Raw genomic sequence first — 23960 nt, 5'->3', positions numbered from 1 at the left:
ATTTCGGATTAAACCTTCTCGAGAGAAATCAAAATGGCATTTTCTGGTGCCAAGATTGGTGGCCGTAAGCCAATTGTGGATAGCGCGGCTCCGGTAAGTGTCGCCCCTTCAAGCCAGCTAGGTGACTTTTGAGACATAAACATCCCCGGACCACAGGGTTGTTCAGCAATCACTTTGTAACTTGCGAGTGGGTCTAGGCCCTCAAATCTTAGAGCACCCGGGAGAGTCCCACCGGCTGGTCGAAGCTGCACATAAGCAAACAAGGCTTTGGATTTATCCTGAGCCACTACACCGTGAACAAATGTCGAGTCGTCCGGTTGATCTACTCGCACTATCTTTCCGGAATGAATGAGAGCACGATTTTTCTTGTAGTAATCGGTCCAGGACTTTAGCTGAGTTCTTTCCAGCTCGCTTGTTTCGGTTAGATCCCATTCAATTCCAGCGTGACCGAATAAAGCAGTGATGGCTCTGAAAGATAGCTTGTGCGTTCTGCCGGTGATGTGACCTAGGGTTGGTCCGATGTGTGAGCCCAGCATCTCGGGCGGAATAGCAATTTGCGTGTACCGCTGTATGTATTGCCGCTCTAAAGCGTCATTTGAATCTGACGTCCAGAATCGATCAACGTGCTGAGCCATACCTAAATCGATACGTCCGCCGCCTGAGGAGCAAGATTCGATTTCCAAACCTGGATGTTTTTTCTTCAACTCATCAAACATTCGATAAATAGCTAAAGTCTGATTGTGAACCGCCGCCTGACCTAGGTGGCTAGGTTCGGTAAGAACTCTGTTGTGATCCCATTTAATGTATGAAATGTCGTTGTTTGACAAGATCGCGTCTATTTGATTGAAGACGTGGTCAAATGCTCCTGGATGAGTGAGATCCAAAACTTGCTGGTGTCTAGCTTCCGGAGGAATTCGATCACCGGATTTTAGGATCCATTCCGGATGGGCGCGATAAAGATCCGAATCAGCGTTGACCATTTCACCCTCGAACCAAAGACCAAACTCCATTCCATTTGACTTGACCCGATCAATCAGAGGCTTGAGTCCCTCTGGCCAGACCTCCTTGGATACCACCCAATCGCCCAGACCCTTGGAGTCATCTCTTCTGGAGCCAAACCAACCGTCATCGAGCACCATTCGCTCTACGCCAACCTCTTTGGCTACGTCGGCTAGTTGAATTAACTTTTCAAGATTGTGATTGAAGTAGACGGCCTCCCAAACATTCAGCGTGATTGGACGAGGTCTAATGTTTGTCGGGTGGTTCGGACGAGCTCGGAGCCAGCGATAGATTCTGTCGCTGATTTGATCAATACCCGAGTCAGAATATGCTGCTACCACACTTGGCGCTTCATAGCTTTGCCCTGGCTTCAAAATCATTTCTCCGGGAAGTAGTAGCTCCCCTGCTGCGATAGTTGAACGGCCTGAAGGAAGTTTCTCAACCAGGTGTCGACTATTTCCTGACCACATCAAACCGGTGGACCAAACTTCGCCCTGCTGATAGCTAGCACCTTCGGTCAGTGCCAATTGAACAATTGTGTAGTCGTGTCCGGTTCGACCCTCGCGAACCTCTCGTGACCAAGTCCCAGACTGAATCTGTCTTCGCTGCGGTTGACGCTCAAGAACCCAGCGACCCGTGAAGTCCATGGTCTGCGTTGCCTGATCGGGTAGCGGAAGCCAAGTAAGTAGTTCTTCTAAGATGAAGTCAGAGTTTCCTGTGTTTGAAACTGATTGCGAAATCAGAATCACTCCGCTTGGAAGCATTTCGTAACTTACTTTGACTTCGAGGCCAGCTAAAGAATCCTCCGAGACAAACGTTAGGTTAGTTTTACTCCCCTTCGAATCTTTTAATTGGAAAAATGGTGACCAGTCTTGACCCAAGCGGTGACCAGACAACGCTGGCCTACCTAGGAAACCTCTTGAGTTTTCTCTCCAAACACCAGGGTTTTGGGGTTGGTCTATAGAGGCGTAGGGAATTGAATCACTAAGAATTGCCTGGACCTGGTCCTCTAGTTTTTCAAGGCCAACGTCTTTTCCCCAATGGGCGATAACTGGTGTGCCACTGGAGGTATCAATAACCAGACTGACGCCATCTGCAAGAAGCTGGTAAACCGATGATTGCGACATGCAAAACCCCTTGTAAGTGAGAGATTCCAGTTTACGCTCCGGAACTAATCTGCACCTGTCCAAGCGTTAGCCAAATACCCCATTCCCAACTCAAAATCTTTGGCTAGACTATTGGAGGAACGCGGGAGTGGCGAAATTGGCAGACGCACTGGATTTAGGTTCCAGCGTTCGAAAGGACGTGTGGGTTCAAGTCCCACCTTCCGCACCAAAAGCAAAAAGACTCGCAAATTAGCGAGTCTTTTTCTATTTAGGTCAGGCTTACAGGCTCTTTTGCATCAAGATCACACCAAGCCAGCGGTTGAACTTATTGCCCACTCCGGGTAGCTGGCCAACTTTCTTGAATCCGAACTGCTTATGCATCTGTATAGATGTATCGGCTTCACTGTCTGAGATAACCGCCACCACCTCTTTAATGCCAGCTTCCTTACCTAATCGCAAAAGCTCAGAAAGAAGTTTTGGGCCAATGCCTTGCCCAACAGCAGAATGCTTTAGATAAATAGTGTTCTCAACTGTTTTGCGATATGCCGACTTTTGACGCCAGGGGGCTAGATATGCGAAACCCAGCACCCCTCCTGAATCTGAAGTTGCAACTAAGAAAGGCAAATCAAGTTCTTTTACGTGTTTTAGCTTTTCCACCCAAGCGCTGGGTTCCATGAGTTGCTCATCAAAAGTGATAACTGAACCGCTGATATAGAAGTTATAGATCTCACAAATCGCAGCGCAATCCGAAGATGTTGCTTCACGAATCTTGGCAGATTGATTAGAGGACGAAAAGGCTTTGTGCCTAGAGCTAAAGATGCCCAAAAATTTATTTGCCATTTACTCCCCTAACAAGACCAATCTATTGGTTCTTGGCCCTGGTCGCTTAGTGCCTGGTTCACTCGTGAGTAAATTTTTGACCCAAAGAAACCACGGTGAGCAGAGAGCGGACTGGGGTGCGAGGCGTAAACAACCTCACCGAGTTCAACAAAGCTTGCGAGTTTTTTAGCCTCTAACCCTAAGCTCAAACAAACCAGCTTGCCTGCTCTTGCATGGTCAAGCGCAGATACTGTGTCCTCAATAAACTTCCGCCAAAGACCTTGGTGTAAACCAGAAGTGCCAACTTCTGTTGTCAAAGCAGAGTTCAAAAGCATAACTCCTTGATTGCTCCAACTGGATATGTCAGCCAAGGCTGAAATTCCAGGTAGATCACTTTGAAGTTCCTTCATGAGATTCTTGAGACTCTGAGGGGTCTTGGTCCGAGGTGCATTCGCAAAAGCTAGTCCACAAGCCATCCCGTCGGTTGGGTAAGGATCTTGCCCAAGAAGTAGTACTCGAATGTTTTCAACCGGTAATTCAAAAGCACGCATGACTTGATTGCGACTAGGGGTTAGGTTCTGGGTTGCACTTAGTTCCTTCTCAATTCCATCAAGTAGGTCTCTAGTTGGCGCTAGGAGGCGCTGCCAAGATTGATCCATTGATTCAAAGAACATGTATAAATGCTAGGGCTCTAGTGGCACAATAAAACCATGACTCAAGACGTATTAGCCCAAGCCCAAGCCATGCTTCCAGAGCTGCAGACACTCAGAAGAAAACTGCACGCCATTCCAGAATTCGGTCTTGAGCTACCCAACACGCTAAAAGTTATCCTCGAGCAAATCGAAGGTTTGGGAACAATTACAACAAGCAAGCAAATCAGCTCTGCTGTTCTACACATCAAAGGATCCCAGCCTGGGGAAACTGTTTTGCTTCGTGCAGACATGGATGCCTTAGCGGTGGTTGAAGACTCTGGCTTGGACTACGCCTCAACAAATGGCTACATGCACGCCTGTGGTCACGATCTACACATGGCAATGGGCGTTGGTGCTGCCAAGATTCTTGCTTCAAGAAAAGACCAGCTCAAAGGCGATGTCATTATCTTTTTCCAACCGGGGGAAGAAGGTCACCACGGAGCAGATGTGATGCTCGAGCAAGGCGATCACATGGTCACTGGCAATAAGCCAATTCGCGCCTACGGTCTTCATGTTTTTAGTTCCTACCCACTTGGCATGATGGGGTCAAAATCAGGTCCGCTGATGGCATCAGCTGGAGATTTGTTTGTAACCGTGAGTGGCAGTGGTGGACATGGATCAATGCCCTGGTTGTCAAAAGATCCAATAAGTGTGCTGAACGAAATCATGTCAGCTCTTCAAACAATGGTTACCAAACGCTTCAATGCGTTTGATCCAGTGATTGTAAACATCGGTTGGGTCAGCGCTGGCGATCAGGCAACAACAAACGTTATTCCAGAATCTGCATCGTTTGGTGCAACGGTTCGTGTGTTCTCGGAAGAAAACGCAGCCAAGCTAAAATCTTTCACCAAAGAGTTAGCCGAATCTATTGCCAAAGGGTTTGGCCTTACCGCAACCGTCGAGTTCACCAGGGCTACCAAGGTCTTGATGAATAACCCGGAAGCAATCAAGTCGGTTGAAGAAGTAACAGCAAGAATGTTCGGGCCAGGAAGGTATGTCAACCTGCCTACTCCAATAGCCGGTGGCGAAGACTTCGCCTCAATAGTCCACGAGATACCAGGAGCTTTCGTATTCATGGGTGCAGCGCCTATGGGAGTGGACGTGACTACTGCTGCCACCAACCACTCCAATAAAGCCGTCTTTGACGACGGAGTATTAGCTGACGGTGCGGCTTTGCTCGCAGAACTAGCTATCGACGCACTTAGCTAGTTGCATTTTCAGCTTTCTTTGAAAGCTGAAGATTTGCCCATACAAGAAGTGCAACCAATAACAAGTTTCTAAGAGTTAGTAGCCCTAGCGGCAAGGTCTTTAAAGCCAGCAGTTCAACATAAAAGATCGGATAAACAAGCTGGGTTAGTAGCAGTATGGCTGCACCGAAAGCTAAGGCCAGCTTGGATTTATTGATACCAAAGTAAACCAGAGCTACCAGAACAACCGCCAACCAAATCATGAACTGCGGCGAACCAACTTTGTTGAAGACAATCAAATCCAATACACCTGTTAGTGCTGCCAAGACAAAAACTTGAGTACGATCACGTCCAGCACGAACGGCCCGAATGGCTAAGAAGAATGTGATGCCTAGCGCACCAAACAAAATGTAATTCGAAAGCGAAGAAAGTTCCTGAACTAACGCTCCAGAGACCTGATTGGTTAGAATGTCATCGTCAAAAAACAAATCCGCATATCCAAATTTGGCTAGCCACATCCAAGGTGTGGCCATAACTGACTCGATTTGAATTCCTCGTTCTTGCTGTTGTGTAACGAAGCTGAACACCTTTGTTCCACCAGCGATTACCCCAACAGCAATAACACTCGCACTAATCAATGCTGCAACAACAAATGCTTCGACTCTCTTTTTAAATGCTGCAACCATTGCCGCAAACAAAGCAATTGGCCAGATCTTGATCCAGCCGGCAATTGTGAATAGTGCTGCACCGATCCCTGTAGATTTCCTGCTGATTGCTGCCAAACCAAGAATTGCCAGAGCAGCACTCACCGAATCTATTCGCGAAACTGCAACTGGACCCAGCAAAAATAGCGCAGCAATAAAAGTCCAACTTGCGTAGGTACCAGAAAAAAGTTTGCTGTTGGTTGCTGGGCGAACCATAAGCAAGACAGCCGCTGTATTTAGGGCAAAAACTACTACTAGCCAGGAAATTTCATAGCTGACTATGTTGATTGCTCCTGCAATCCAGATCGGTACAAAGGCTAGAGCTGGATAAAACCATTCGGTTGCTAAGCCATAGATCCCTGTTCCGTTATCAACTTGGTAGGCCCAGTAGTCATAAAGGCTCAGGTCGCCAAATGAGATGGCGTCTGGAAAGAGCTTGCTTGCGGTCAGAGCCCAAAGGTGAACCAAGAAAGATGAGGCGACCAGTGAGCTGATTCTCAAAATTGCAACTTGATTCACTCTGATACCCATGCCTGACAGGCTATCTAAGATAGGTGGTGTTGGCCTATCAAGGAGCATCATGACGAGTCTGCAAAAAGCACGGTTTGCAGTTTTTGCTTACTTCACCATTGCGGGATCCGCGATGACTTTCTGGGCTGTGCACATTCCCTACGTGGAAAACAAGCTGGAGATCTCGCACTCCACTATTGGTGCCTTACTTCTTGTTCTTGGCGCTGGAGCTCTGACGGCCAGTCAACTTGTTGGGCACTTCATTGATCGGGTCGGTTCTAAAACAGCAACATTCCTAGCAGCGCTTGTTATGGGGCTAATGATGCTGCTTCCAGGACTTGCAAGCGACACGTTGACTCTGGGTTTGGCGTTGTTTGTTTTGGGATTGGGTATTGGAGCTACCGATGTAGCTATGAACGCTCACGCTGTTGAAGTTGAGAAGGCTTACAAACGCCCGATCTTTTCCGCTTTTCACGCGATGTGGTCACTGGGTGGTCTGCTGGGTGCAACTCTGGGTGGACTTGCTTTAGCAAACAATTTTGAAATGCAGACCACACTCACTCTGGCTGCAATAGGAACTTTAATTGTTGCGGTTTCTATGAGAGGTTGGTTGCTTCCTGATAATCCAAGCCAGAAGCTTGTTTCTGAAGCAACCCGCGAAGAAAAGATCGCAGAGAAACAGAAACTCAAAGCTGGTAATACGGAAAACAGAAAAGTTCTTGGGTACGTGTTATTTCTTGGAGCGATGGCCGGAGCTGCAGCCATTGCTGAAGGTACCGGTATTGACTGGTCTGCCTTGCACCACGCAAGAATTCTAGAAACAACCGATGCTTATGCCTCGCTTGCTCTTGCGGTGTTTGCTGGAGCAATGGGAATTACCAGATTAGTGATTGACAAGCTGGTTGCGATTCGAGGTCGCATTTTTGTAATTAGATACGGCTCACTGGTGTCTGCAGTTGGAACGAGCCTTGTTGTTGTTTCCACCTCTTCCCCGGTTGCACTGCTTGGTTGGTTGATTGCAGGTATTGGTATCGCAGGAGTGGTGCCGCAGCTGTTTGCTTACTCCGCCGAGGTTGGCGAGAAATCACACACCGGCAGAAACATGTCCAAGGTGGTTGGAATCACGTATGCAGGTGTTTTAGCGGGACCGGCAATTATCGGCTTCCTAACCATAATTGTTCCGCTCAACATCGCCCTTGGGCTCGGTGTAGCGCTGGGGTTGTTCACCGCACTGGGTACGCTGTTGATTGAAAGAAGGAACCTAAATGCCAAAGCTCTTTGAATCAATCCGAATTCGTGACCTCGATGTCAAAAACCGAATCTGGATCTCCCCGATGTGTCAGTACTCCTGTGAGAACAAAGATGGTATCCCTGGAAGTTGGCAGGAGGTGCACCTCACTTCTAGAGCTATCGGCGGTGCTGGCCTAATCATCGTCGAGGCATCGGCAGTTGCTCCGGAGGGAAGAATTACCCCTTGGTGCACCGGAATCTGGAACGACGAGCAAACTAAGGCCTGGAAGAAAATTGTTGAGCTATCTCATAGCCATGGAGCCAAGATGGCCATGCAACTAGCCCACGCTGGTCGCAAAGCTTCTACTCACCGCGAGTCCTCTGGAGTGGGATCAATCTCAGTTGCCGAAGGCGGCTGGGAGACTATCTCATCGACCAATCAAGCGTTTGGAGATTATGCCGCTCCGAGAAAAATTAGCGTGTCAGAAATTGTTAAGTTAGTTGACGCGTTTGGCAAAGCGGCGAAGCGTTCAGTTCAGGCAGGTTTTGATGCTGTGGAGATTCACGGTGCGCACGGCTACCTTTTGCATCAGTTCCTATCTCCACTAAGTAACGATCGTGACGATGAGTATGGAGGATCTCTTGAAAATCGGGCACGCATGCTTATGGAAGTTATCGCCTCAATCAGAAAATCAGTTCCTGAAACTATGCCAGTTTTTCTAAGACTTTCTGCAACTGACTACGCCGAAGGTGGCTGGGATGAAGAACAAACGGCAACAGTTTCAAGTTGGGCAACTCAAGCAGGGGTAGACCTAATAGATGTTTCAAGTGGTGGAATCATTACGGGTGTAAAGATTCCTTCTGGACCTGGTTACCAGGTGCCACTTGCTGAGTATGTTGCGGATCGAATTTCTGAACCTGTAAGCGCAGTTGGCCAGATTACAGATGCTCACCAAGCAGAACAGATTTTGCAATCAGGAAAAGTAGATGTGGTTTTGATTGCCAGGGCTTCTCTTAGAGATCCCTATTGGCCGCTTCGAGCAGCAGCCGAATTGGGAGCCGAAGTCCAGTGGCCTGAGCAGTACTCCAGAGGTAAGTGGCCCGCTTAGGCTCTAGCTAACGCTTGTCCCGCCTCGTTTCTCGAGCTCTTGAGCGCGTAAGATATAGGTGTCATTCAACCCAACAAACTAGGGAGTTCTTTCTGTGTCCGGTGAAGGATTGCAAGACGACTACGGAGCCAACTCGTGGTTAGTCGACGAAATGTATCAAAAATATCGTCAAAATCCTGACTCTGTAGACAAAGAATGGTGGCCCATTCTTGAAAGCTACAAGCCCTCCGAAGCATCACCAGCAGCCCCATTGGCTTATGCGCCAGCAACTCCCCCGCAAGTCTCTAACGCCACCTCTTCAATTCCCGTAGTTGCAAAGACAACTGCTGTCGAAGCGAAGCCACAGCCAATCCCAGCCCAGGCGCCAGTAACCGAATCCATAAACATCGTCGCTCAAGATTCTGCCGAGCAAGAGCAAGATGTGGTTTCTCCACTCAAGGGAATGGCAAAAACCATTGCAACCAATATGGATCTGTCCCTTCAGGTTCCAACCGCAACAAGCGTTCGAACTTTGCCTGCAAAGCTAATGATTGACAATCGACTTGTTATCAATTCGCATCTTTCTCGCACCAGGGGCGGAAAGATTTCCTTCACCCACATAATCGGTTTTGCAATCATTCAGGCTCTAAAGAAATTCCCTTCCCAGAATGTCTACTACGACATCGTTGACGAGAAACCTGTTGTCGTTCAACCAGCGAACGTAAACTTTGGTCTGGCAATCGACATCCCAAAACCTGATGGCACCAGAGCGCTGCTAGTTCCAAATATCAAACGTGCTCAGAGATTGAACTTTGCTGAGTTCCTCACAGCATATGAAGACCTAGTTACCCGCGCGAGATTGAACACCTTGACTGCGGGAGATTTCCAGGGAACCACTATTTCGCTTACCAATCCAGGTGGTATTGGAACTGTACATTCGGTCCCAAGGCTCACCAAGAATCAAGGTTGCATTGTTGGTGCTGGTGCACTCGATTACCCAGCTGAATTCCAAGGAATGAGTGATGCTCAGCTTGCAAAAATTGGAATCAGCAAAACCATCACTCTTACTTCCACTTATGATCACCGCGTAATTCAAGGCGCTGGTAGCGGAGAGTTCCTCAAGATTGTTCACGGCTTGTTGTTGGGCGAGGAAGGTTTCTACGATCAGATTTTTGCTGACCTTCGTATTCCATATGAGCCAGTGCGTTGGGTTCCAGATTTTGATCGTGATGGGCTAGATGATCGTGAGAAGTCCACCAGAATCCAGGAGCTAATCAACGCTTACCGAGTTCGCGGTCACCTGATGGCTGACACCGACCCACTGGAATACCGCCAGCGCACCCACCCTGACCTAGATGTTCTAAACCACGGGCTAAGCCTCTGGGATCTAGACCGCACTTTCCGAACCGGTGGATTCAGTGGCAATCAGAAGGCTCCATTTAGGGACATTCTCAAGATCCTTCGCGATTCCTACTGTCGAACAGTTGGTGTGGAATACATGCACATCCAAGACCCAGCTCAGCGCAAATGGTTCCAAGAGAAATTGGAAACTTCCTACGCCAAGCCAACCCGTGAAGAGCAGCTTCGAATTCTTAGCAAGCTAAACGAAGCAGAAGCTTTTGAGACATTCTTGCAAACCAAGTTCGTGGGACAAAAGCGCTTCAGCCTTGAAGGTGGCGAAAGCACCATCGCTGCGTTAGATGAAATTCTCCAGTCAGCTGCAAATGCTGCCATCGATGAGGTCTGCATTGGAATGGCGCACCGTGGTCGTCTGAACGTGCTAACCAACATCGCTGGAAAAACTTACGGTCAAGTTTTCAAAGAGTTTGAAGGAAACACCGACACCAAAACCGTTCAGGGTTCGGGAGATGTGAAGTACCACTTAGGCACTGAGGGTGTTTTCGAAAGCCTCGAAGGCAACAAGGTAAAAGTATCCCTTGCTGCAAACCCATCTCACCTTGAAGCCGTCAACCCAGTTCTTGAAGGTGTGGTTCGAGCGAAGCTGGATCGACTAAACACTATTCAAAAGGGAGAGTTTCCTGTCATTCCAGTTTTGATTCATGGTGACGCGGCATTTGCGGGCCAAGGTGTGGTTCCAGAAACTTTGAACATGGCACAGCTTCGCGGATACAAAACCGGTGGAACCATTCACTTGGTGATTAATAACCAAGTTGGTTTCACCACTCCTCCTTCGGAGTCTCGCTCAACTGTTTACTCCACCGACTCTGCCAAAGCTATCCAAGCTCCGATTTTCCACGTAAACGGTGACGATCCAGAGGCAGTGGTTCGCGTAGCGAAACTAGCATTCGAGTTCCGCATGGAGTTCAAAAACGATGTCGTTATTGACCTCATCTGCTACCGCCGCAGGGGACACAACGAGGGAGACGATCCTTCGATGACCCAGCCTCTGATGTACAACCTGATTGAGGCCAAGCGATCTGTTAGAACGCTATATCTAGAATCTCTTGTTGGTCGGGGGGACCTAACTCAAGGCGAATTTGAGGCTGCCAACTCTGACTTCCAGCAGCGCCTAGAAAAGGCTTTCGTTGATGTTCACGAAGCTATGGCTGCTCCAATTGAACTGATCCCACGAAGAGTTGGTATCGGAACTACCGCCAGCGATGCTCCGGAGTTACTGCGGCCAACCGCCGTGTCCCAGGATGTCATCCAAGTCATCGGAGACGCTCATAACAACACTCCTCCGGGCTTTACCGTTCACCCCAAGCTTCAGCAGCTTTTGACCAAGCGAGTAGAAATGAGCCGCGAAGGTGGTATCGACTGGGGCTTTGGAGAATTGCTTGCCCTGGGTTCCCTGGTTATGGATGGCGTGCCGGTACGAATGGCGGGTCAAGACACCAGGCGAGGAACTTTCGTTCAGCGTCACGCGGTGTTCCACGACCGCGTAAATGGACAGGAATGGATTCCACTTCGCAACCTACGTCAAGGTCAAGCTAAGTTTTGGATTTACGACTCCTTGTTGAGCGAATACGCTGCGATGGGCTTTGAATATGGTTACTCGATTGAAAACAAGGATGCCCTTGTTCTTTGGGAGGCCCAGTTTGGTGACTTTGTAAACGGAGCTCAAACTATCGTGGATGAATTCATTTCTTCTGCTGAGCAAAAATGGAACCAACAGTCAAGCTTGGTTCTCTTGTTGCCGCATGGCTACGAAGGGCAGGGGCCAGATCACTCCTCTGCTCGCATTGAAAGATTCTTGCAGCTTTGTGCGGAGAACAATATGACTGTTGCTCAACCGAGCACTCCAGCGTCGCACTTCCACCTGCTTCGCCGTCAGGCTTACACCAGGCCTAGAAGACCTCTGGTTGTTTTCACACCTAAGTCCATGTTGCGATTGAAGTCGGCATCGTCTTCGGTGCAGGAATTTACTCAAGGAACTTTCCAGCCAGTTATTCCAGACCAGCAGGGTCTAGATAACGCTGCAGTTCGCAGAGTTATTCTTTGTTCCGGCAAGGTGTACTGGGACCTCATGGCTGAGATCGAAAAGCGAGGCGAGAAGAAAATTGCCGTTGTCCGTATCGAGCAGCTCTACCCAACTCCGGTAGACGAGATTAAAGCAACTTACGCTCAGTATCCAAATGCTGAATTGTTCTGGGTCCAGGACGAGCCAGCTAACCAGGGACCTTGGACCTACGTGGGTCTGTTCTTACCGAAGTATATGAACGGGCAGGTCGCAACCCTTGTGTCTCGTCCAGCCAGCGCTTCTCCTGCCACCGGTTCAGCCAAGCGTCATGCCGTTGAGCAAGCAGATCTAATAACCAGGGCTCTAGCTTTCTAGAAAATGGAAAACACCGAGCGGTTAGACACTCGCATCGTCATTCTTGGCGATGAGACGACAACCGCAATCGGAGACGTCAAAGCCATGGGTTGGGTTGGCAGGGTTATTGCCAGGACGCCGGTAGAAGACCCAATTATTGACATCTATAACGTGCCTTCACCTGGTGAAACCAGCGCATCATTGGTGGAGCGCTGGAGTCAAGAGGTTCAACGTCGCTTCAGACCAGAAACCGACAACCGCTTGGTGATAGCTCTTGGTAATTCCGACGCCAGCGAAGGGATTTCGGTTTCTAGATCGAGACTGAATCTTGCGACAGTGGTTGATGAAGCTCGCAGAAGCGAGATTTCGGTTTTTGTAGTTGGCCCTCCCCCAAGTTTCAACAAAGCGCTGAATTATGAGATTGAGCATCTGGCCACCGGCTATGAAGACGTCTGCAGCAGAAGAGGTGTCACATTCGTTGACTTTTTTCACCCACTGGTAGATCACGAGGGCTACAACCTAGAACTGGAAGCATCAGCTAGAAACATGCCTGGGCAAACAGGCTATGGATTAATGGCTTGGCTAGTTTTGAACCGCGGCTGGTACCAGTGGTTAGGTCTTGAAGAGGGTGAAGAATAAAACTAATTTAGTTTCTAGGAAACTGAAAGGGTTTTTATGTCTGTAATTCGACAGAAGCTAACTGGTGGAACAAGAACCTCTATTGGTTCAGCGGACCAAGTAATCAAAACAATCTTGAAATCCCCATCGGGACTGACTGAGGTTTACGACCTCTTTCTCGATGACGATCCGGTCGTTGCCATGCGAGCAAGCTATGTGGCAATGCGGGTTGCAGAGCAATCCCCTGAGTCAGTTACCCCCTTTGCCAAAGATCTGATTAGTAACTTGGGCCGTTACACCCAGCAGGAAGTTCGTTGGCACATCCCGCAACTGTTCACACACATTCAGCTAACTAAGGGTCAAAGAAGAAAGACCTATGAGGTGTTTATGGACTGGGCGGAAACCGATAAAAGCAAAATTGTTGGCTATTACTGTCTTCAAACAGCTGCCGACTTTGCAGAACTGGACGAGACTCTGCTGCAGGACTTTATCCCGCGTCTGAGAAAAGCGAATAAGACTGGTGCGAAATCTATCCAGAATCGCTGCAAGAAAATTGCTAAGCAGTTAGATATCGCACTTTAGCCAAAGCTAATGGGATTGAATATCCTTAATTCTCGCTAGGACTTTTTCAGCAAGTTTCTTTGGCGGCTCTTCATCGCATGAGCGCTGAATAACTTGGTTTAGGTAAACCTCAAGGTCATACTCTTCCTCGCAGGAATCGCAGAGCGCTAAGTGAGTTGTTATGTCTTTTTGCTGATCGGGCAGCAATTCGTTGTGCAGATACTCATGGACCAGTGCTTTGGTCTCTTCACAGTCAAATTCCGCCATTAGCTCTGCTCCGTTTTTTGCGCTTGCTTGTCTGGTGATAAGTATCCTTGCTCGATAGCGTATTCGGCAAGAAGTATACGAAGAAGTTTTTTGCCGCGGTGCAGTCGACTCATTACCGTGCCGACGGGAGTGCCCATGATTTCCGCGATCTCGGAATAGGGTAGGCCATCCACAACCGCGTAGTAAACCACCATGCGAAACTCTTCTGGAATTGCCATCAGGCTGTTTCGAATGATGTCAGCTGGAAGGTGATCTAGTGCTTCCAGTTCAGCCGAGCGTGTGGTGGTAGCGGTTATTGATTCCGCGTCTCCAAGTTGCCAATCTTCCAAGTCATCTAAGCCACCGCGAGAGGGGTCCTTTTGCTGCTTGTTGTATCGATTGATGTGGGTGTTGGTCATGATTCGATAAAGCCAAGCTTTTAAGTTAGTGCCTTGCTGATACTGACCCCAAGCAACGAAAGCTTTGGCCATGGCCTCTTGAACTAGATCTTCAGCGTCGGAGGGGTTTCTAGTCCAGCGCAAGGCGGCACCGTATAGCTGGGCCATAAGAGGCAGGGCCTGCTGCTCAAAGTCTTTGATTTTCAGCTCTGAGTCTGTGTTTTTTGAGCTGGCCATAGCCTCAGAGTCTACCAATTGAGCCTCCTCGCAAAAGCTGGTGGTAACCATGGCCTAGGTCCTATCGGTTCATAACTGATACTTTTAAAACCAATGACTGACAAAAGCTATTCCCGCCCATGGGCCGCGCCATTGGCGAAATCAGCAATCTCGGCCAAGGTCAGCATCCCAGGCTCTAAATCCCTAAATAACCGTGAGCTGGTTCTTTCAGCCCTGGCCTCGGGCCCAAGCGAGATCCTGAACCCCCTGGAATCAAGAGACTCCAGTCTCATGATCGAAGCTCTCAAGCAGCTGGGGTCCGAAATTGAATCAACCCCGAATTCGCTACGAATCACTCCAAAGCCAATTTCAGGCCCAGCGCAGATTGATTGTGGGTTGGCTGGAACAGTTATGCGTTTTGTTCCTCCGGTTGCAGCCCTTGCAAAAGGTGAGGTTTCTTTTGACGGAGATCTTGCCGCAAGATCAAGGCCAATGAGAACTACCGTTGACTCACTACGTTCCCTAGGTGTTGAAGTATCTGGATCTGGTTTGCCATTTACGATTCATGGCACCGGTGAAGTATTGGGTGGAGAAGTGTCTCTCGACGCCTCAGAGTCTTCGCAGTTTGTTTCAGGGCTGCTACTGGTAGCTACCAGATTCAAAAATGGACTTACCTTGAATCACGTTGGAAAGACACTTCCTTCGATGCCGCACATAGAAATGACTATTGACACCCTTGCTAAGCGAGGAGTTGTAGTTACCAAACTGAGCAACTCTTCATGGCGCGTTGAGCCAGGAGAAATCTCTGGCCGCACTGTTGAAATTGAACCAGACCTATCAAATGCTGGTCCCTTTATGGCAGCTGCACTAGTAGTCGGCGGAACGGTAGCAATAGAAAACTGGCCAGAAAGTACAACCCAGGTTGGCAATGACTTTATTCAATTGCTGACTCTTATGGGTGGACAAGTCTCTCGCACAGGAACCGGGATGAGCGTTTCTGGAACTGGTCAAATTAGCGGCATTGAAATTGATTTATCTTCTGCAGGGGAGCTGACTCCTGTTATTGCAGCATTGGCAGCGCTCGCAAAATCTAAATCGGTAATTACTGGTGTAGCTCACCTTCGAGGTCACGAATCCAATCGGCTCAAGGCACTTGTCGATGAGATTAACTCCATTGGGGGCCAAGCAATAGAAACTGAAGACGGGCTAACAATTGAGCCTTCGGGGCTTCGAGGTGGACTTTGGAGAACTTACGGCGATCACCGGATGGCAACCGCCGGCGCCATCATTGGGCTTCGAGTTCCAGGGATTGAAATTGAGGACATCTCGGTAACTTCCAAAACCATGCCTGGTTTTGAATCACTTTGGGGAAAGATGCTGGGAGCGGCCAGTTGAGTTGGCTTTATGAACCCGAGCCAGGGGCTCACGACTTAGACGAGTCTGATTTCAAGGCCCGACCTAACCCCAAAGGCAACAAGCCAAGAACCAAGATAAGACCCGATCACTCCGGTGCAGCCCTGGGGATGCTAATTGGGATTGATAAAAATCGCTATCAGGTGCTACTCCAAGAAGGTAACTACCAGGTGAACGCGACCCTGGCCAAGGAACTTAGAAACAACGGACCGGCAGTAGGAGACATCGTTTCCCTCGCGGGAGATACTTCATCAGACGACGGTGCTCTTTCTAGAATTGTTCGAATAGAACCCAGAACAACTTTGCTTAGAAGAAGTGCCGATGATTCGGATCAGGTTGAAAGGGTAATTGTCGCCAATGCGACTCAGCTGATGATTGTCATTGCTGCTGCCAATCCAGAGCCAAGAACCAGATTGGTAGATCGTTATCTGGCGGCTGCATATGATGCTGGGCTGAAGCCAATAATTTGTGTCACAAAAACTGACCTTGCTGATCCAACTGAATTTCTAGAAAACTTCCAAGGGCTAAGCATTCCAATTATTAGAACCCGATCAGACAGCTTTCAATTAAGCGAAATAGCTGACCTATTAGCAAGCGAAACAACTGTGCTGGTGGGGCACTCCGGTGTTGGTAAATCAACTTTGGTAAACGTACTTTCTCCTGATGCAAATCGCGCAGTTGGAGTTGTCAACGCTGTTACCGGTCGCGGTCGCCAAACTTCGACTTCGGTTCGAGCATTGGCGCTTGAAGATGGCTGGATTATTGACACCCCGGGAATTCGATCTTTTGGACTTGGGCATATCGACCCCAAAAACTTACTTCGGTCATTCGAGGATCTTTGGGAAACTATTGCCTCCTGTCCAAGAGGGTGTACTCACCTGATTGACTCCCCTGATTGCGCCCTTGATGAAGCAGTTGCCGAAGAAGCACTTGGCCCGCAAGGCGCCAGCCGAGTGGATTCTCTTCGAAGGCTAATGACTTCGCTAAGTTAGTAATTCACCCCTATCTGGAGAAGTAAGCCTCTTGCCCAAAATTAAGCCTCTGCACGGCAGGGTCCTTGCCCTTGTGGGCCTTCTACTTGTCGCGCTAAACCTTCGCACCGTGGTTTCCTCGCTGTCTCCGATAATCCCCTTCATTCGCGAGGACCTTGAGCTTTCGACCTTGGCGGTGTCGTTTTTGGGAATGCTCCCGCCACTTGGCTTTGCGCTAAGTGGCCTATTGGCACCAATGCTTACTAGGCGAATTGGCTTGGAAGCTGCTTTGGTCGTGCTTCTTCTAGTAATTGTTCTTGGAAACCTGGTTCGGGCTATTTCTGGGGACTGGTCGCTTCTTAGCGTTGGAACATTTGTTGCCATTGTTGGAATGGGCATGGGAAATGTTTTATTGCCGGTTGTGGTGAGAAAGTACTTCCCTGATCGAATCGGTTCGATGACCGCTCTTTATCTAACTATTGTTTCCATTAGCGCTCTTACCCCACCACTCATTGCTGTTCCGGTAGCGCAGGAGTTTGGTTGGAGGTTGTCTTTGGGTCAGTGGGCAATCGTTGGAGCGATAGCCATGGTCCCTTGGATCTTTGCTTTGCGCTCCAACAAAATTGAAGAGCCGGTAGTTACCCAGACACTTTCTATTCCGGTTAGCGTTCGACACATAAAGATTTGGAAATCTCCAACGGCTGTTTCAATGGTCATAATCTTCGCGGTGTCTTCCCTAAATGGCTACGCCGCCTTTGCTTGGCTTCCGCAGGTTCTTATTGACGAGTCTGGCTCCACTCCACTAGAGGCTGGAATACTTTTGTCGGTCTATGCCGGTATGGGAATGCCCGCTGCACTCTTGATGCCACGGCTTGCGGTTAGATTTCCAAATCAAGCACCGCTTATTTACCTGAGTGGAGTCTTGTTTTTTACCGGTTACGCAGGGCTGATTTTCTTACCGGGAAACCTGTCTTGGATTTGGGTAGTGCTAATTGGTCTTGGGCCGATTCTGTTTCCTTTGAACTTGGCCCTTTTCAACATTCGATCCAGATCCCAAGAGACGCTTCTTAGAATCTCGGGGTTTGCCCAAGGTTTTGGCTACCTAGCTGCAGCCCTTGGGCCTCTGGTTCTTGGTGTGCTGCACGAGCTAACTGGCAATTGGACCAGCTCGCTTTGGTTTCTATTCCTGACCGCCATTCCAGCCATTTTGGCCGGGCGGGTCATAGCAAGGCAAAACACTATTGATCAAGAGCTAGAGCGAAGCAGCTAGGCTTTGCAAGGCTAAAATTCCCATGATCTGGCGGGAAAATTTCTGCCATTACTGGGCATAAGTTGCCGGCTTTGCTGGTTGACCCTGTCTGTTGCCAATAAGACAAACGAAAGGTAAGGCTCTTGAAGATCTATGACGACATAACCCAGGTATTTGGAAACACTCCCTTGGTTCGCCTCAACAAAATCATGGATGGCGCAGGAGCCGAAGTCCTAGCGAAGCTTGAGTTTTACAACCCAACCTCCACCGTGAAGGACCGCCTAGGTATCGCGATCATTGATGCCGCTGAGCGCTCAGGTCAACTAAAGCCAGGTGACACCATTGTTGAGGCAACGAGTGGTAACACTGGAATTGCGATTGCGATGGTTGCCGCAGCCCGAGGTTACAAAGCCATTTTGACCATGCCAGAATCTGTGAGCCTAGAGCGAAGAACTCTTCTTCGCGCTTTTGGTGCAACCTTGATACTTACCCCTGCAACCGAAGGTATGACTGGTGCGGTTAGTAAATCAGAAGAGATCGGTAAAGAAACCGGAGCTGTTCTAGTTCGGCAGTTTGAAAACGAAGCAAATCCAGAAATTCACCGCAAGACTACCGCGATGGAAATCTGGAATGACACCGACGGTGAAGTTGCCGCCCTGGTTTCTGGAGTTGGAACCGGTGGAACAATTACTGGAACCGGTCAAAGGCTAAAAGAACTAAACCCAAACATCAAAGTTTTCGCGGTTGAGCCTGCCGCATCCCCACTTCTAACCGGCGGTGTTGCTGGATCGCATCCCCTGCAGGGAATCGGAGCAAACTTCATTCCACCGATTCTTGACCGCAATGTATACGACGAAGTGATTGATGTGCCAAGTGAAGAAGCCATCAAGTATGCAAGGCGTGCTGGAACAGAGGAAGGAATTCTTGCTGGAATCTCCTCTGGAGCAGCACTTTGGGCAGCAGCTCAGGTCGCTAAGCGCGCGGAGTTCAAGGGTAAGAAAGTTGTAGTTATCATTCCTTCCTTCGGTGAGCGCTACCTATCTACTGTCTTGTATGCCGATCTAAAGGAAGAAAAGTAAAACTTGTCCATTAAAGAAGATCTGCAAGCAGGTATCGATCGCGATCCGGCAACCTCGAGTAAGTTAGAGCTTTTTCTAACCTCTCCTGGTTTGCACGCCATTTGGATGCACCGCGTCGCCAACAAGATCTGGAAACTAAAGCTTCGAATCCCAGCCAGGATGTTCTCCAACTGGGCCAAGTTCCTTACCGGGATTGAGATCCACCCAGGCGCCACAATTGGCCGCAGATTCGTGATTGATCACGGTATGGGTGTCGTAATTGGGGAAACCTCGATTATTGGCGACGATGTCCTGATTTACCACGGGGTAACCCTTGGCGGTAAGGAAAACTCAGCCGTTGATCGCCACCCAATTATTGGCTCACATGTTGTTATCGGTGCGGGAGCCAAAGTTATTGGACGCATCACAGTTGGTGACAACTCCTACATCGGAGCCAATACGGTCGTGACTAAAAATGTCCCAGCTGTTTCAACTGTTGTTGGGGAAACTGGCAGGGTTCTAAGTAAGAAAGAAGCCATCTCAGGACACTGGGTGTCCGACGAATACGTTATCTAAAAGAAGTTAAGTGATCTTTTAGGTTATCTAGGTAGCTTTCCATTCCATCTTTGGCAGCTTCTGCTTCTTCGGCACCCATTTGGCCAAACTGAGAAAATCTAACCCAAGACTTATTGCCTCTAGCTTCAAAATCAATTTCGACTACGTGGTGGGGCTGGTCGTCACCGCGCAAGTTAAACTCAAGCTCGTCTTGGGAGTAAAACATGGTGTGGACAAGTTTTTCTTGAAACTTCACTTCTGTGTACTTGCCCCAAAAGTAAGCATTGAATCCATTCACAGATACATCTATTGCGATAGCCCATGTTCCGCCGACTACAGCTTCGCTTGTTGCAGACTCAGGCACGACTTCTAGAACTTGTGGGCTGTACCACTGCTGCAACTGATCAGCTTCTACCCAGGCTTTCCAAAGCCTTGCCAGATCTACTGGATATTCACGTTCGACGAAATAGAGCGGAGTTTTCATTAGACGTTGAATCTAAACTCCACCACATCACCGTCTTGCATGATGTATTCCTTACCCTCCATGCGGACCTTGCCTTTGGCTTTGGCCTCAGCCATGGATCCGTTAGCAACCAGGTCATCGAATGAAACGATTTCTGCCTTGATAAATCCTTTTTGGAAGTCGGTGTGGATTACTCCCGCAGCCTGCGGGGCACTCCAGCCCTGCTTGATAGTCCAGGCTCTAGCTTCTTTTGGTCCTGCCGTCAGATAAGTCTGAAGCCCAAGGGTTCTAAATCCAATTCGAGCCAGCTGATCAAGACCCGACTCGTCTTGACCCAAAGAAGCAAGCAGCTCGGCTGCTTCAGATTTCTCCAAATCAATTAGCTCGGACTCGACTTTGGCATCTAGGAAAACGGCCTCCGCTGGTGCAACAAGATCTGCCATTGCCTTTTTTTTCGCGGCATCGGTAAGAACAGCCTCATCAACATTGAAGACGTAAATGGTTGGCTTGGCGGTTAGTAAGCCCAGCTCCTTGATTGGTGAGAGATCAACTTTTGTCTTGGAAAGCGGGTTGCCGGCATTTAGTTCGGCGAGCGCCTGATCGATTGCTACCAAGGCTTCCGGCTCAGCTTTTTTTCCCTTGATTTCCTTTTCAATGCGCGGTCTTGCCTTTTCTAGAGTCTGCAGGTCCGCGAGCATCAATTCGGTGTTGATGGTTTCGATATCACTTGAAGGCTCGACCTTGCCATCGACGTGGATTACATCTGAGTCAGAAAATCCCCGAACGACCTGGGCAATGGCGTCAGCTTCTCGAATGTTGGCAAGGAACTGGTTTCCAAGACCTTCACCTACGGAGGCTCCCTTTACGATTCCTGCGATGTCAACAAAAGATACTGGAGCCGAGAGAATCTTCTCACTGCTAAAAAGCTCTGCTAGTTTGGCAAGTCTTTCGTCTGGGAGGTTTACAACTCCCACGTTAGGTTCAATGGTGGCAAAAGGGTAGTTGGCTGCCAGCACGTTGTTTTTGGTGAGTGCGTTGAAAAGAGTCGACTTGCCCACATTGGGTAGTCCCACGATTCCGATTGTTAGAGCCACGGGATACCACTCTACCCGTGGTTAGTAAGTGACAGACTACTTCTATGCCACTAGATTTCACAGCAATCGATTTTGAGACCGCTAACGGCTCGCCTGCGAGTCCATGTGCCGTAGGGCTTATTCGAGTTCGTGACTCTAAGCCGGTAGAAACTTTAGAGCTCCTGTTTCGACCCCCAGTTCCCCACGACTGGTTTAGTGAAGGAAACATTGGGGTTCACGGCATTACCCCCGAGATGGTCCAAGATGCTCCAAACTACTCAGAAGTTATTGAGCAAATGCTGCAATTCATCGATGAGGATCTACTAGTTGCCCATAACGCCTCATTTGACATGGGGGTTTTGGTAGCTAGCGCAAAAGCAATCAATCAGGAGCTTCCGAAGCTTCGCTATGGCTGCTCACTAAAGATTGCCAGAAAGACCTACAACCTCGAAAGCTACCGGCTAAATGCTGTTGCTTACGCCATAGGCCACGAAGAGTTTGAGCACCATAACGCGCTGGCCGATAGTGACGCTTGTGCCCGAATTGTCATTCACGCTGCCGGGAGGCACGGAGTTGAAGATCTCCCAGCACTACTTGAGATAACCAAGGTTCGGCTTGGAGCGCTCTAGTGGCCCGGATTGTCCCTGGCTAATGGCATAGTTCTAAGCATGGAACTTATTTACTTGGGTATTGGTTTGGCCGTGGGGCTAGTTATTGGTGTGCTTATTGCCATGCTTCGCTCGAAAGGGTCAGGCAGTGACGGTTCGCTAGCTATCAAGCTTGCCTCGGCTGAGGCCACGGTTTCCGGCCTCACCGCCCAGTTAGAAACAGCCAACCGCGAACGAGTAGCCAGAGATGAGCGAGACCGCGAAGAAAACCGACTCATCAAGGAGTTAGCTCCGGTAAAAGATCGCCTGGAACAAATGCAACTATCGGTTGCCTCGCTAGAAAAAGAGCGAACCGAGCAGTTTGGAACAATTCAAGAACAGCTAAAAAACGCTGTGAATTCCGACGAGCAACTTCGCAAGACCACAATGGCGCTATCACAGGCCCTTTCTTCTAATTCGATTCGAGGCGTTTGGGGAGAAACTCAACTTCGAAAACTCGTTGAGCTGGCAGGGCTTATCAAGCACGCCGACTTTAGCGAGCAAGCAACTTTTTCGACCGATAGCGGTTCAGGAAGAGCTGACCTAATAATTAATCTTCCCGGTGGAAAATCGTTAGCGATTGATTCCAAGGTGCCATTTAATTCTTATCAAGAAGCATCTGCTATTTCAGAGCACGCTGAAGGTGAGGATGCCAAAAAGCGACAGGATTTAATTACCGCTCACGTAAAAGCCATGAAGCTTCACATCGATGCACTTTCAAGTAAAGAATATTGGACTGGACTAGACGCCAGCCCTGATTTCGTTATTGCTTTTGTGCCTTCCGAGTCACTGCTTTCTGCTGCATTGGATGCGGATCCCGCGCTATTGGAATACGCCTTCAAGAAAAATGTTGCGCTAGCCTCGCCGGTTAGCTTGTTCTCGGTTCTAAAAACCATCAACTACATCTGGCGTCAAAATGCCGATGAGAGTTCGGTTAGAAACATGATTCGGCTCGGAAAAGAGCTCTATGAGCGGGTGGGGAAAATTGCCGAGCACGCCGATAAGTTGGGTCGCTCGATTACCAATACGGTGAAGGACTACAACGTGTTTGTGTCTTCGCTCGAGACCAGGGTTCTCGTGACAGCAAGAAAACTCAACGATCTGGACGAGAATCAGCTAGGAACCGAGGAGATTTCTACCCCGACCCCCATCGAGGCTGGCCCCACCTCAATTACAGCTAGCGAGCTCCAGAAGGACTGATTTTCAAGGGGATTTGTGACTTAAGGGCCCCTTTGTTTGGTTTGGCTATACTCGAAATCAAGCTCACAAAGACGTTTGCAGCTCCAAAATCCCTGCTCGACAGCTTCTTAGCTAGTTCGACTATTTGAATCCGCAAGGAGAAACTGCATGTCTGGAATGGCAACTAAATCACCAATTGTCACCCTGACGCCCGCTCCTACTTTGGACAGAACTTACACAGTTACCGACCTTGTCAGCGGTGCCGTGAACCGAGCTGACTCTGTTGGAGAAGAGCTTGCGGGTAAAGGTATCAACGTTGCAAGGGCTCTGCGCCTAGCCGGAATTCAGGCCCCTGCGGTTGTTCCAATTGGAAACGCTGAAAAGGGAATTTTGGAGCGAACCGGATCTAAGAATTTTCTTGTCCCACTTTGGATTGATGGCACCATTCGGGTTTCAACAACCATTCTTGAGCGCGGTGGCACTACAACCAAAGTTAACGAAGCTCCAAAGCCCCTGAGTTCTAAAGAGTGGCAGCAAGTTATTGAGCTAACCGAGAAAACCGTAATCGAAAACGAAGCTAAGTGGTTGGTTGTTGCTGGCGCACTGCCAATTGATGAATCAACTGGAACCTTTGTTGACCTGCATCCAATTTTTGAACGAATGGAGAAATTGGGTGTTCGAGTTGTATTAGATACCAGCGGTGACCCACTTGCCTATTGGGTCCGCCAAGGTGAAGCTGCAATTCTAAAACCAAATGCGGAAGAACTTGCCTCTGCTGTTGGCAGAGACCTGCTGACAAACGGCGACGTAATTGATGCAGCAAGGGAACTTTGCTCGCACGGTGTTGAGTGCGTGTTGGCATCATTGGGTGCCGATGGCATGTTGGCAGTTACTAAATCTCGCGCTTGGGCAACTAGAACAGCACCGGTAAAGGTAATCAACACTGTTGGTGCAGGCGATGCCACCCTCGCAGGATTTCTGGCAGCAATAACAAACAACCCACTTTCCGAAAATGACAAAGATTTCGGAGTGGAGTTCAATGTCCCGGTTGGCGCCATGACTGCGGTTCAGTGGGGTGCAGTGAAGGTATCTCAGCCAACCAGTGGCCTGGATCACATTGACAATCTGCCTGAGGTGTTCTTGACTGAGGATGTAGACCTGGCAGCACCGCTCAAAGAGCCAGCAATTCACAAGGAGAAGTAG

At 49.0% G+C, this 23960-nt stretch carries 22 protein-coding genes and 1 tRNA gene; 15 read left to right on the top strand and 8 right to left on the bottom strand.

Annotated features, from left to right (window positions below):
* Positions 1 to 8: 8 nt before the first annotated feature.
* A complete protein-coding gene (locus tag AC9UFE_RS03625) occupies positions 9 to 2126 on the bottom strand; it encodes an alpha-galactosidase (RefSeq protein WP_509545716.1) in 2118 nt (705 codons plus the stop codon).
* Positions 2127 to 2247: 121 nt separating this feature from the next.
* Between AC9UFE_RS03625 and AC9UFE_RS03620 the strand changes: the two genes are divergently transcribed.
* Positions 2248 to 2334 (top strand) — tRNA-Leu (locus AC9UFE_RS03620).
* Positions 2335 to 2384: 50 nt separating this feature from the next.
* Here the strand turns inward: AC9UFE_RS03620 and AC9UFE_RS03615 are convergent.
* Positions 2385 to 2945 (bottom strand): GNAT family N-acetyltransferase, encoded by a 561-nt coding sequence (locus tag AC9UFE_RS03615; protein ID WP_509545714.1) that lies wholly within the window; start codon positions 2943 to 2945, stop codon positions 2385 to 2387.
* Positions 2946 to 2953: 8 nt separating this feature from the next.
* The gene (locus AC9UFE_RS03610; RefSeq protein WP_509545712.1) at positions 2954 to 3598 is read right to left on the bottom strand and encodes a uracil-DNA glycosylase; all 645 of its coding nucleotides are present in this window, start codon (positions 3596 to 3598) and stop codon (positions 2954 to 2956) included.
* 36 nt (positions 3599 to 3634) lie between these two features.
* Between AC9UFE_RS03610 and AC9UFE_RS03605 the strand changes: the two genes are divergently transcribed.
* Positions 3635 to 4825, top strand: a complete 1191-nt coding sequence (locus AC9UFE_RS03605; RefSeq protein WP_509545710.1) for a M20 metallopeptidase family protein — start codon at positions 3635 to 3637, stop codon at positions 4823 to 4825.
* On the opposite strand, the gene AC9UFE_RS03600 is transcribed toward AC9UFE_RS03605, so the two are convergent.
* Positions 4818 to 6026 (bottom strand): glycosyltransferase family protein, encoded by a 1209-nt coding sequence (locus AC9UFE_RS03600; protein ID WP_509545708.1) that lies wholly within the window; start codon positions 6024 to 6026, stop codon positions 4818 to 4820. The two genes, AC9UFE_RS03605 and AC9UFE_RS03600, sit on opposite strands and share 8 nt — an antisense overlap.
* A 61-nt stretch (positions 6027 to 6087) precedes the next feature.
* Here AC9UFE_RS03600 and AC9UFE_RS03595 point away from each other — a divergent pair, with 61 nt between their 5' ends.
* The 5 genes from AC9UFE_RS03595 (at position 6088) to AC9UFE_RS03575 (ending at position 13310) form a co-directional block, all read left to right on the top strand.
* On the top strand, positions 6088 to 7299 hold the full coding sequence (locus tag AC9UFE_RS03595; protein WP_509545706.1) for an MFS transporter: 1212 nt from the start codon (positions 6088 to 6090) through the stop codon (positions 7297 to 7299).
* On the top strand, positions 7283 to 8356 hold the full coding sequence (locus AC9UFE_RS03590) for an NADH:flavin oxidoreductase/NADH oxidase (protein WP_509545704.1): 1074 nt from the start codon (positions 7283 to 7285) through the stop codon (positions 8354 to 8356). The genes AC9UFE_RS03595 and AC9UFE_RS03590 overlap by 17 nt, the downstream gene beginning before the upstream one ends.
* A 94-nt stretch (positions 8357 to 8450) precedes the next feature.
* Entirely contained in the window at positions 8451 to 12131 is a 3681-nt protein-coding gene (locus tag AC9UFE_RS03585; RefSeq protein WP_509545702.1) for a multifunctional oxoglutarate decarboxylase/oxoglutarate dehydrogenase thiamine pyrophosphate-binding subunit/dihydrolipoyllysine-residue succinyltransferase subunit, read from the top strand.
* 3 nt (positions 12132 to 12134) lie between these two features.
* Entirely contained in the window at positions 12135 to 12749 is a 615-nt protein-coding gene (locus tag AC9UFE_RS03580; protein ID WP_509545700.1) for a GDSL-type esterase/lipase family protein, read from the top strand.
* A 36-nt stretch (positions 12750 to 12785) separates the two neighbouring features.
* On the top strand, positions 12786 to 13310 hold the full coding sequence (locus tag AC9UFE_RS03575) for a HEAT-like fold family protein (protein ID WP_509545698.1): 525 nt from the start codon (positions 12786 to 12788) through the stop codon (positions 13308 to 13310).
* A 6-nt stretch (positions 13311 to 13316) separates the two neighbouring features.
* Here the strand turns inward: AC9UFE_RS03575 and AC9UFE_RS03570 are convergent, their stop codons facing one another.
* Positions 13317 to 13556 (bottom strand): zf-HC2 domain-containing protein, encoded by a 240-nt coding sequence (locus AC9UFE_RS03570; RefSeq protein ID WP_509524661.1) that lies wholly within the window; start codon positions 13554 to 13556, stop codon positions 13317 to 13319.
* Positions 13556 to 14170 (bottom strand): sigma-70 family RNA polymerase sigma factor, encoded by a 615-nt coding sequence (locus AC9UFE_RS03565; RefSeq protein ID WP_509545696.1) that lies wholly within the window; start codon positions 14168 to 14170, stop codon positions 13556 to 13558. Before AC9UFE_RS03565 ends, AC9UFE_RS03570 begins: the two co-directional genes overlap by 1 nt.
* A gap of 132 nt (positions 14171 to 14302) precedes the next feature.
* Between AC9UFE_RS03565 and aroA the strand changes: the two genes are divergently transcribed.
* The 5 genes from aroA (at position 14303) to cysE (ending at position 19416) form a co-directional block, all read left to right on the top strand.
* Positions 14303 to 15544 carry a 3-phosphoshikimate 1-carboxyvinyltransferase gene (gene aroA, locus AC9UFE_RS03560; RefSeq protein WP_509545694.1) on the top strand — a complete coding sequence of 414 codons (1242 nt, stop codon included), beginning with the start codon at positions 14303 to 14305 and terminating at the stop codon, positions 15542 to 15544.
* Positions 15541 to 16554 (top strand): ribosome small subunit-dependent GTPase A, encoded by a 1014-nt coding sequence (rsgA, locus tag AC9UFE_RS03555; protein WP_509545692.1) that lies wholly within the window; start codon positions 15541 to 15543, stop codon positions 16552 to 16554. Before aroA ends, rsgA begins: the two co-directional genes overlap by 4 nt.
* A gap of 31 nt (positions 16555 to 16585) precedes the next feature.
* Positions 16586 to 17803 (top strand): MFS transporter, encoded by a 1218-nt coding sequence (locus AC9UFE_RS03550; protein WP_509545690.1) that lies wholly within the window; start codon positions 16586 to 16588, stop codon positions 17801 to 17803.
* Between the two features lie 122 nt (positions 17804 to 17925).
* Positions 17926 to 18861 (top strand): cysteine synthase A, encoded by a 936-nt coding sequence (gene cysK / locus AC9UFE_RS03545; protein WP_509545688.1) that lies wholly within the window; start codon positions 17926 to 17928, stop codon positions 18859 to 18861.
* Positions 18862 to 18864: 3 nt separating this feature from the next.
* A complete protein-coding gene (gene cysE / locus AC9UFE_RS03540) occupies positions 18865 to 19416 on the top strand; it encodes a serine O-acetyltransferase (protein ID WP_509545686.1) in 552 nt (183 codons plus the stop codon).
* Here cysE and AC9UFE_RS03535 read toward each other — a convergent pair.
* A complete protein-coding gene (locus AC9UFE_RS03535) occupies positions 19409 to 19879 on the bottom strand; it encodes an SRPBCC family protein (protein ID WP_509545684.1) in 471 nt (156 codons plus the stop codon). The two genes, cysE and AC9UFE_RS03535, sit on opposite strands and share 8 nt — an antisense overlap.
* Positions 19879 to 20952, bottom strand: coding sequence for a redox-regulated ATPase YchF (ychF, locus tag AC9UFE_RS03530; RefSeq protein ID WP_509545682.1), 1074 nt, complete (start codon positions 20950 to 20952; stop codon positions 19879 to 19881). Before ychF ends, AC9UFE_RS03535 begins: the two co-directional genes overlap by 1 nt.
* Positions 20953 to 20996: 44 nt before the next feature.
* Here ychF and AC9UFE_RS03525 point away from each other — a divergent pair, with 44 nt between their 5' ends.
* The 3 genes from AC9UFE_RS03525 (at position 20997) to AC9UFE_RS03515 (ending at position 23960) form a co-directional block, all read left to right on the top strand.
* Positions 20997 to 21560 carry a 3'-5' exonuclease gene (locus AC9UFE_RS03525; RefSeq protein WP_509545680.1) on the top strand — a complete coding sequence of 188 codons (564 nt, stop codon included), beginning with the start codon at positions 20997 to 20999 and terminating at the stop codon, positions 21558 to 21560.
* Positions 21561 to 21569: 9 nt separating this feature from the next.
* Positions 21570 to 22778, top strand: a complete 1209-nt coding sequence (locus tag AC9UFE_RS03520) for a DNA recombination protein RmuC (protein WP_509545678.1) — start codon at positions 21570 to 21572, stop codon at positions 22776 to 22778.
* 147 nt (positions 22779 to 22925) lie between these two features.
* Entirely contained in the window at positions 22926 to 23960 is a 1035-nt protein-coding gene (locus tag AC9UFE_RS03515) for a 1-phosphofructokinase family hexose kinase (protein ID WP_509545676.1), read from the top strand.

The sequence above is a fragment of the Rhodoluna sp. genome (genome assembly GCF_044239955.1).
Classification (GTDB): Bacteria; Actinomycetota; Actinomycetes; order Actinomycetales; family Microbacteriaceae; genus Rhodoluna.
Note: the sequence above shows the minus strand (reverse complement) of the source record. Positions and strands in the feature narration are given on the sequence as shown.

Excerpts from the sequence above, each read along its gene's own strand:
- AC9UFE_RS03625 (WP_509545716.1), bottom strand. The coding sequence starts at position 2,126 with ATGTCGCAATCATCGGTTTACCAGCTTCTTGCAGATGGCGTCAGTCTG.
- AC9UFE_RS03615 (WP_509545714.1), bottom strand. The coding sequence starts at position 2,945 with ATGGCAAATAAATTTTTGGGCATCTTTAGCTCTAGGCACAAAGCCTTT.
- AC9UFE_RS03610 (WP_509545712.1), bottom strand. The coding sequence starts at position 3,598 with ATGTTCTTTGAATCAATGGATCAATCTTGGCAGCGCCTCCTAGCGCCA.
- AC9UFE_RS03605 (WP_509545710.1), top strand. The coding sequence starts at position 3,635 with ATGACTCAAGACGTATTAGCCCAAGCCCAAGCCATGCTTCCAGAGCTG.
- AC9UFE_RS03595 (WP_509545706.1), top strand. The coding sequence starts at position 6,088 with ATGACGAGTCTGCAAAAAGCACGGTTTGCAGTTTTTGCTTACTTCACC.
- AC9UFE_RS03590 (WP_509545704.1), top strand. The coding sequence starts at position 7,283 with ATGCCAAAGCTCTTTGAATCAATCCGAATTCGTGACCTCGATGTCAAA.
- AC9UFE_RS03580 (WP_509545700.1), top strand. The coding sequence starts at position 12,135 with ATGGAAAACACCGAGCGGTTAGACACTCGCATCGTCATTCTTGGCGAT.
- AC9UFE_RS03575 (WP_509545698.1), top strand. The coding sequence starts at position 12,786 with ATGTCTGTAATTCGACAGAAGCTAACTGGTGGAACAAGAACCTCTATT.
- AC9UFE_RS03570 (WP_509524661.1), bottom strand. The coding sequence starts at position 13,556 with ATGGCGGAATTTGACTGTGAAGAGACCAAAGCACTGGTCCATGAGTAT.
- AC9UFE_RS03565 (WP_509545696.1), bottom strand. The coding sequence starts at position 14,170 with ATGGCCAGCTCAAAAAACACAGACTCAGAGCTGAAAATCAAAGACTTT.
- AC9UFE_RS03535 (WP_509545684.1), bottom strand. The coding sequence starts at position 19,879 with ATGAAAACTCCGCTCTATTTCGTCGAACGTGAATATCCAGTAGATCTG.
- AC9UFE_RS03525 (WP_509545680.1), top strand. The coding sequence starts at position 20,997 with ATGCCACTAGATTTCACAGCAATCGATTTTGAGACCGCTAACGGCTCG.
- AC9UFE_RS03515 (WP_509545676.1), top strand. The coding sequence starts at position 22,926 with ATGTCTGGAATGGCAACTAAATCACCAATTGTCACCCTGACGCCCGCT.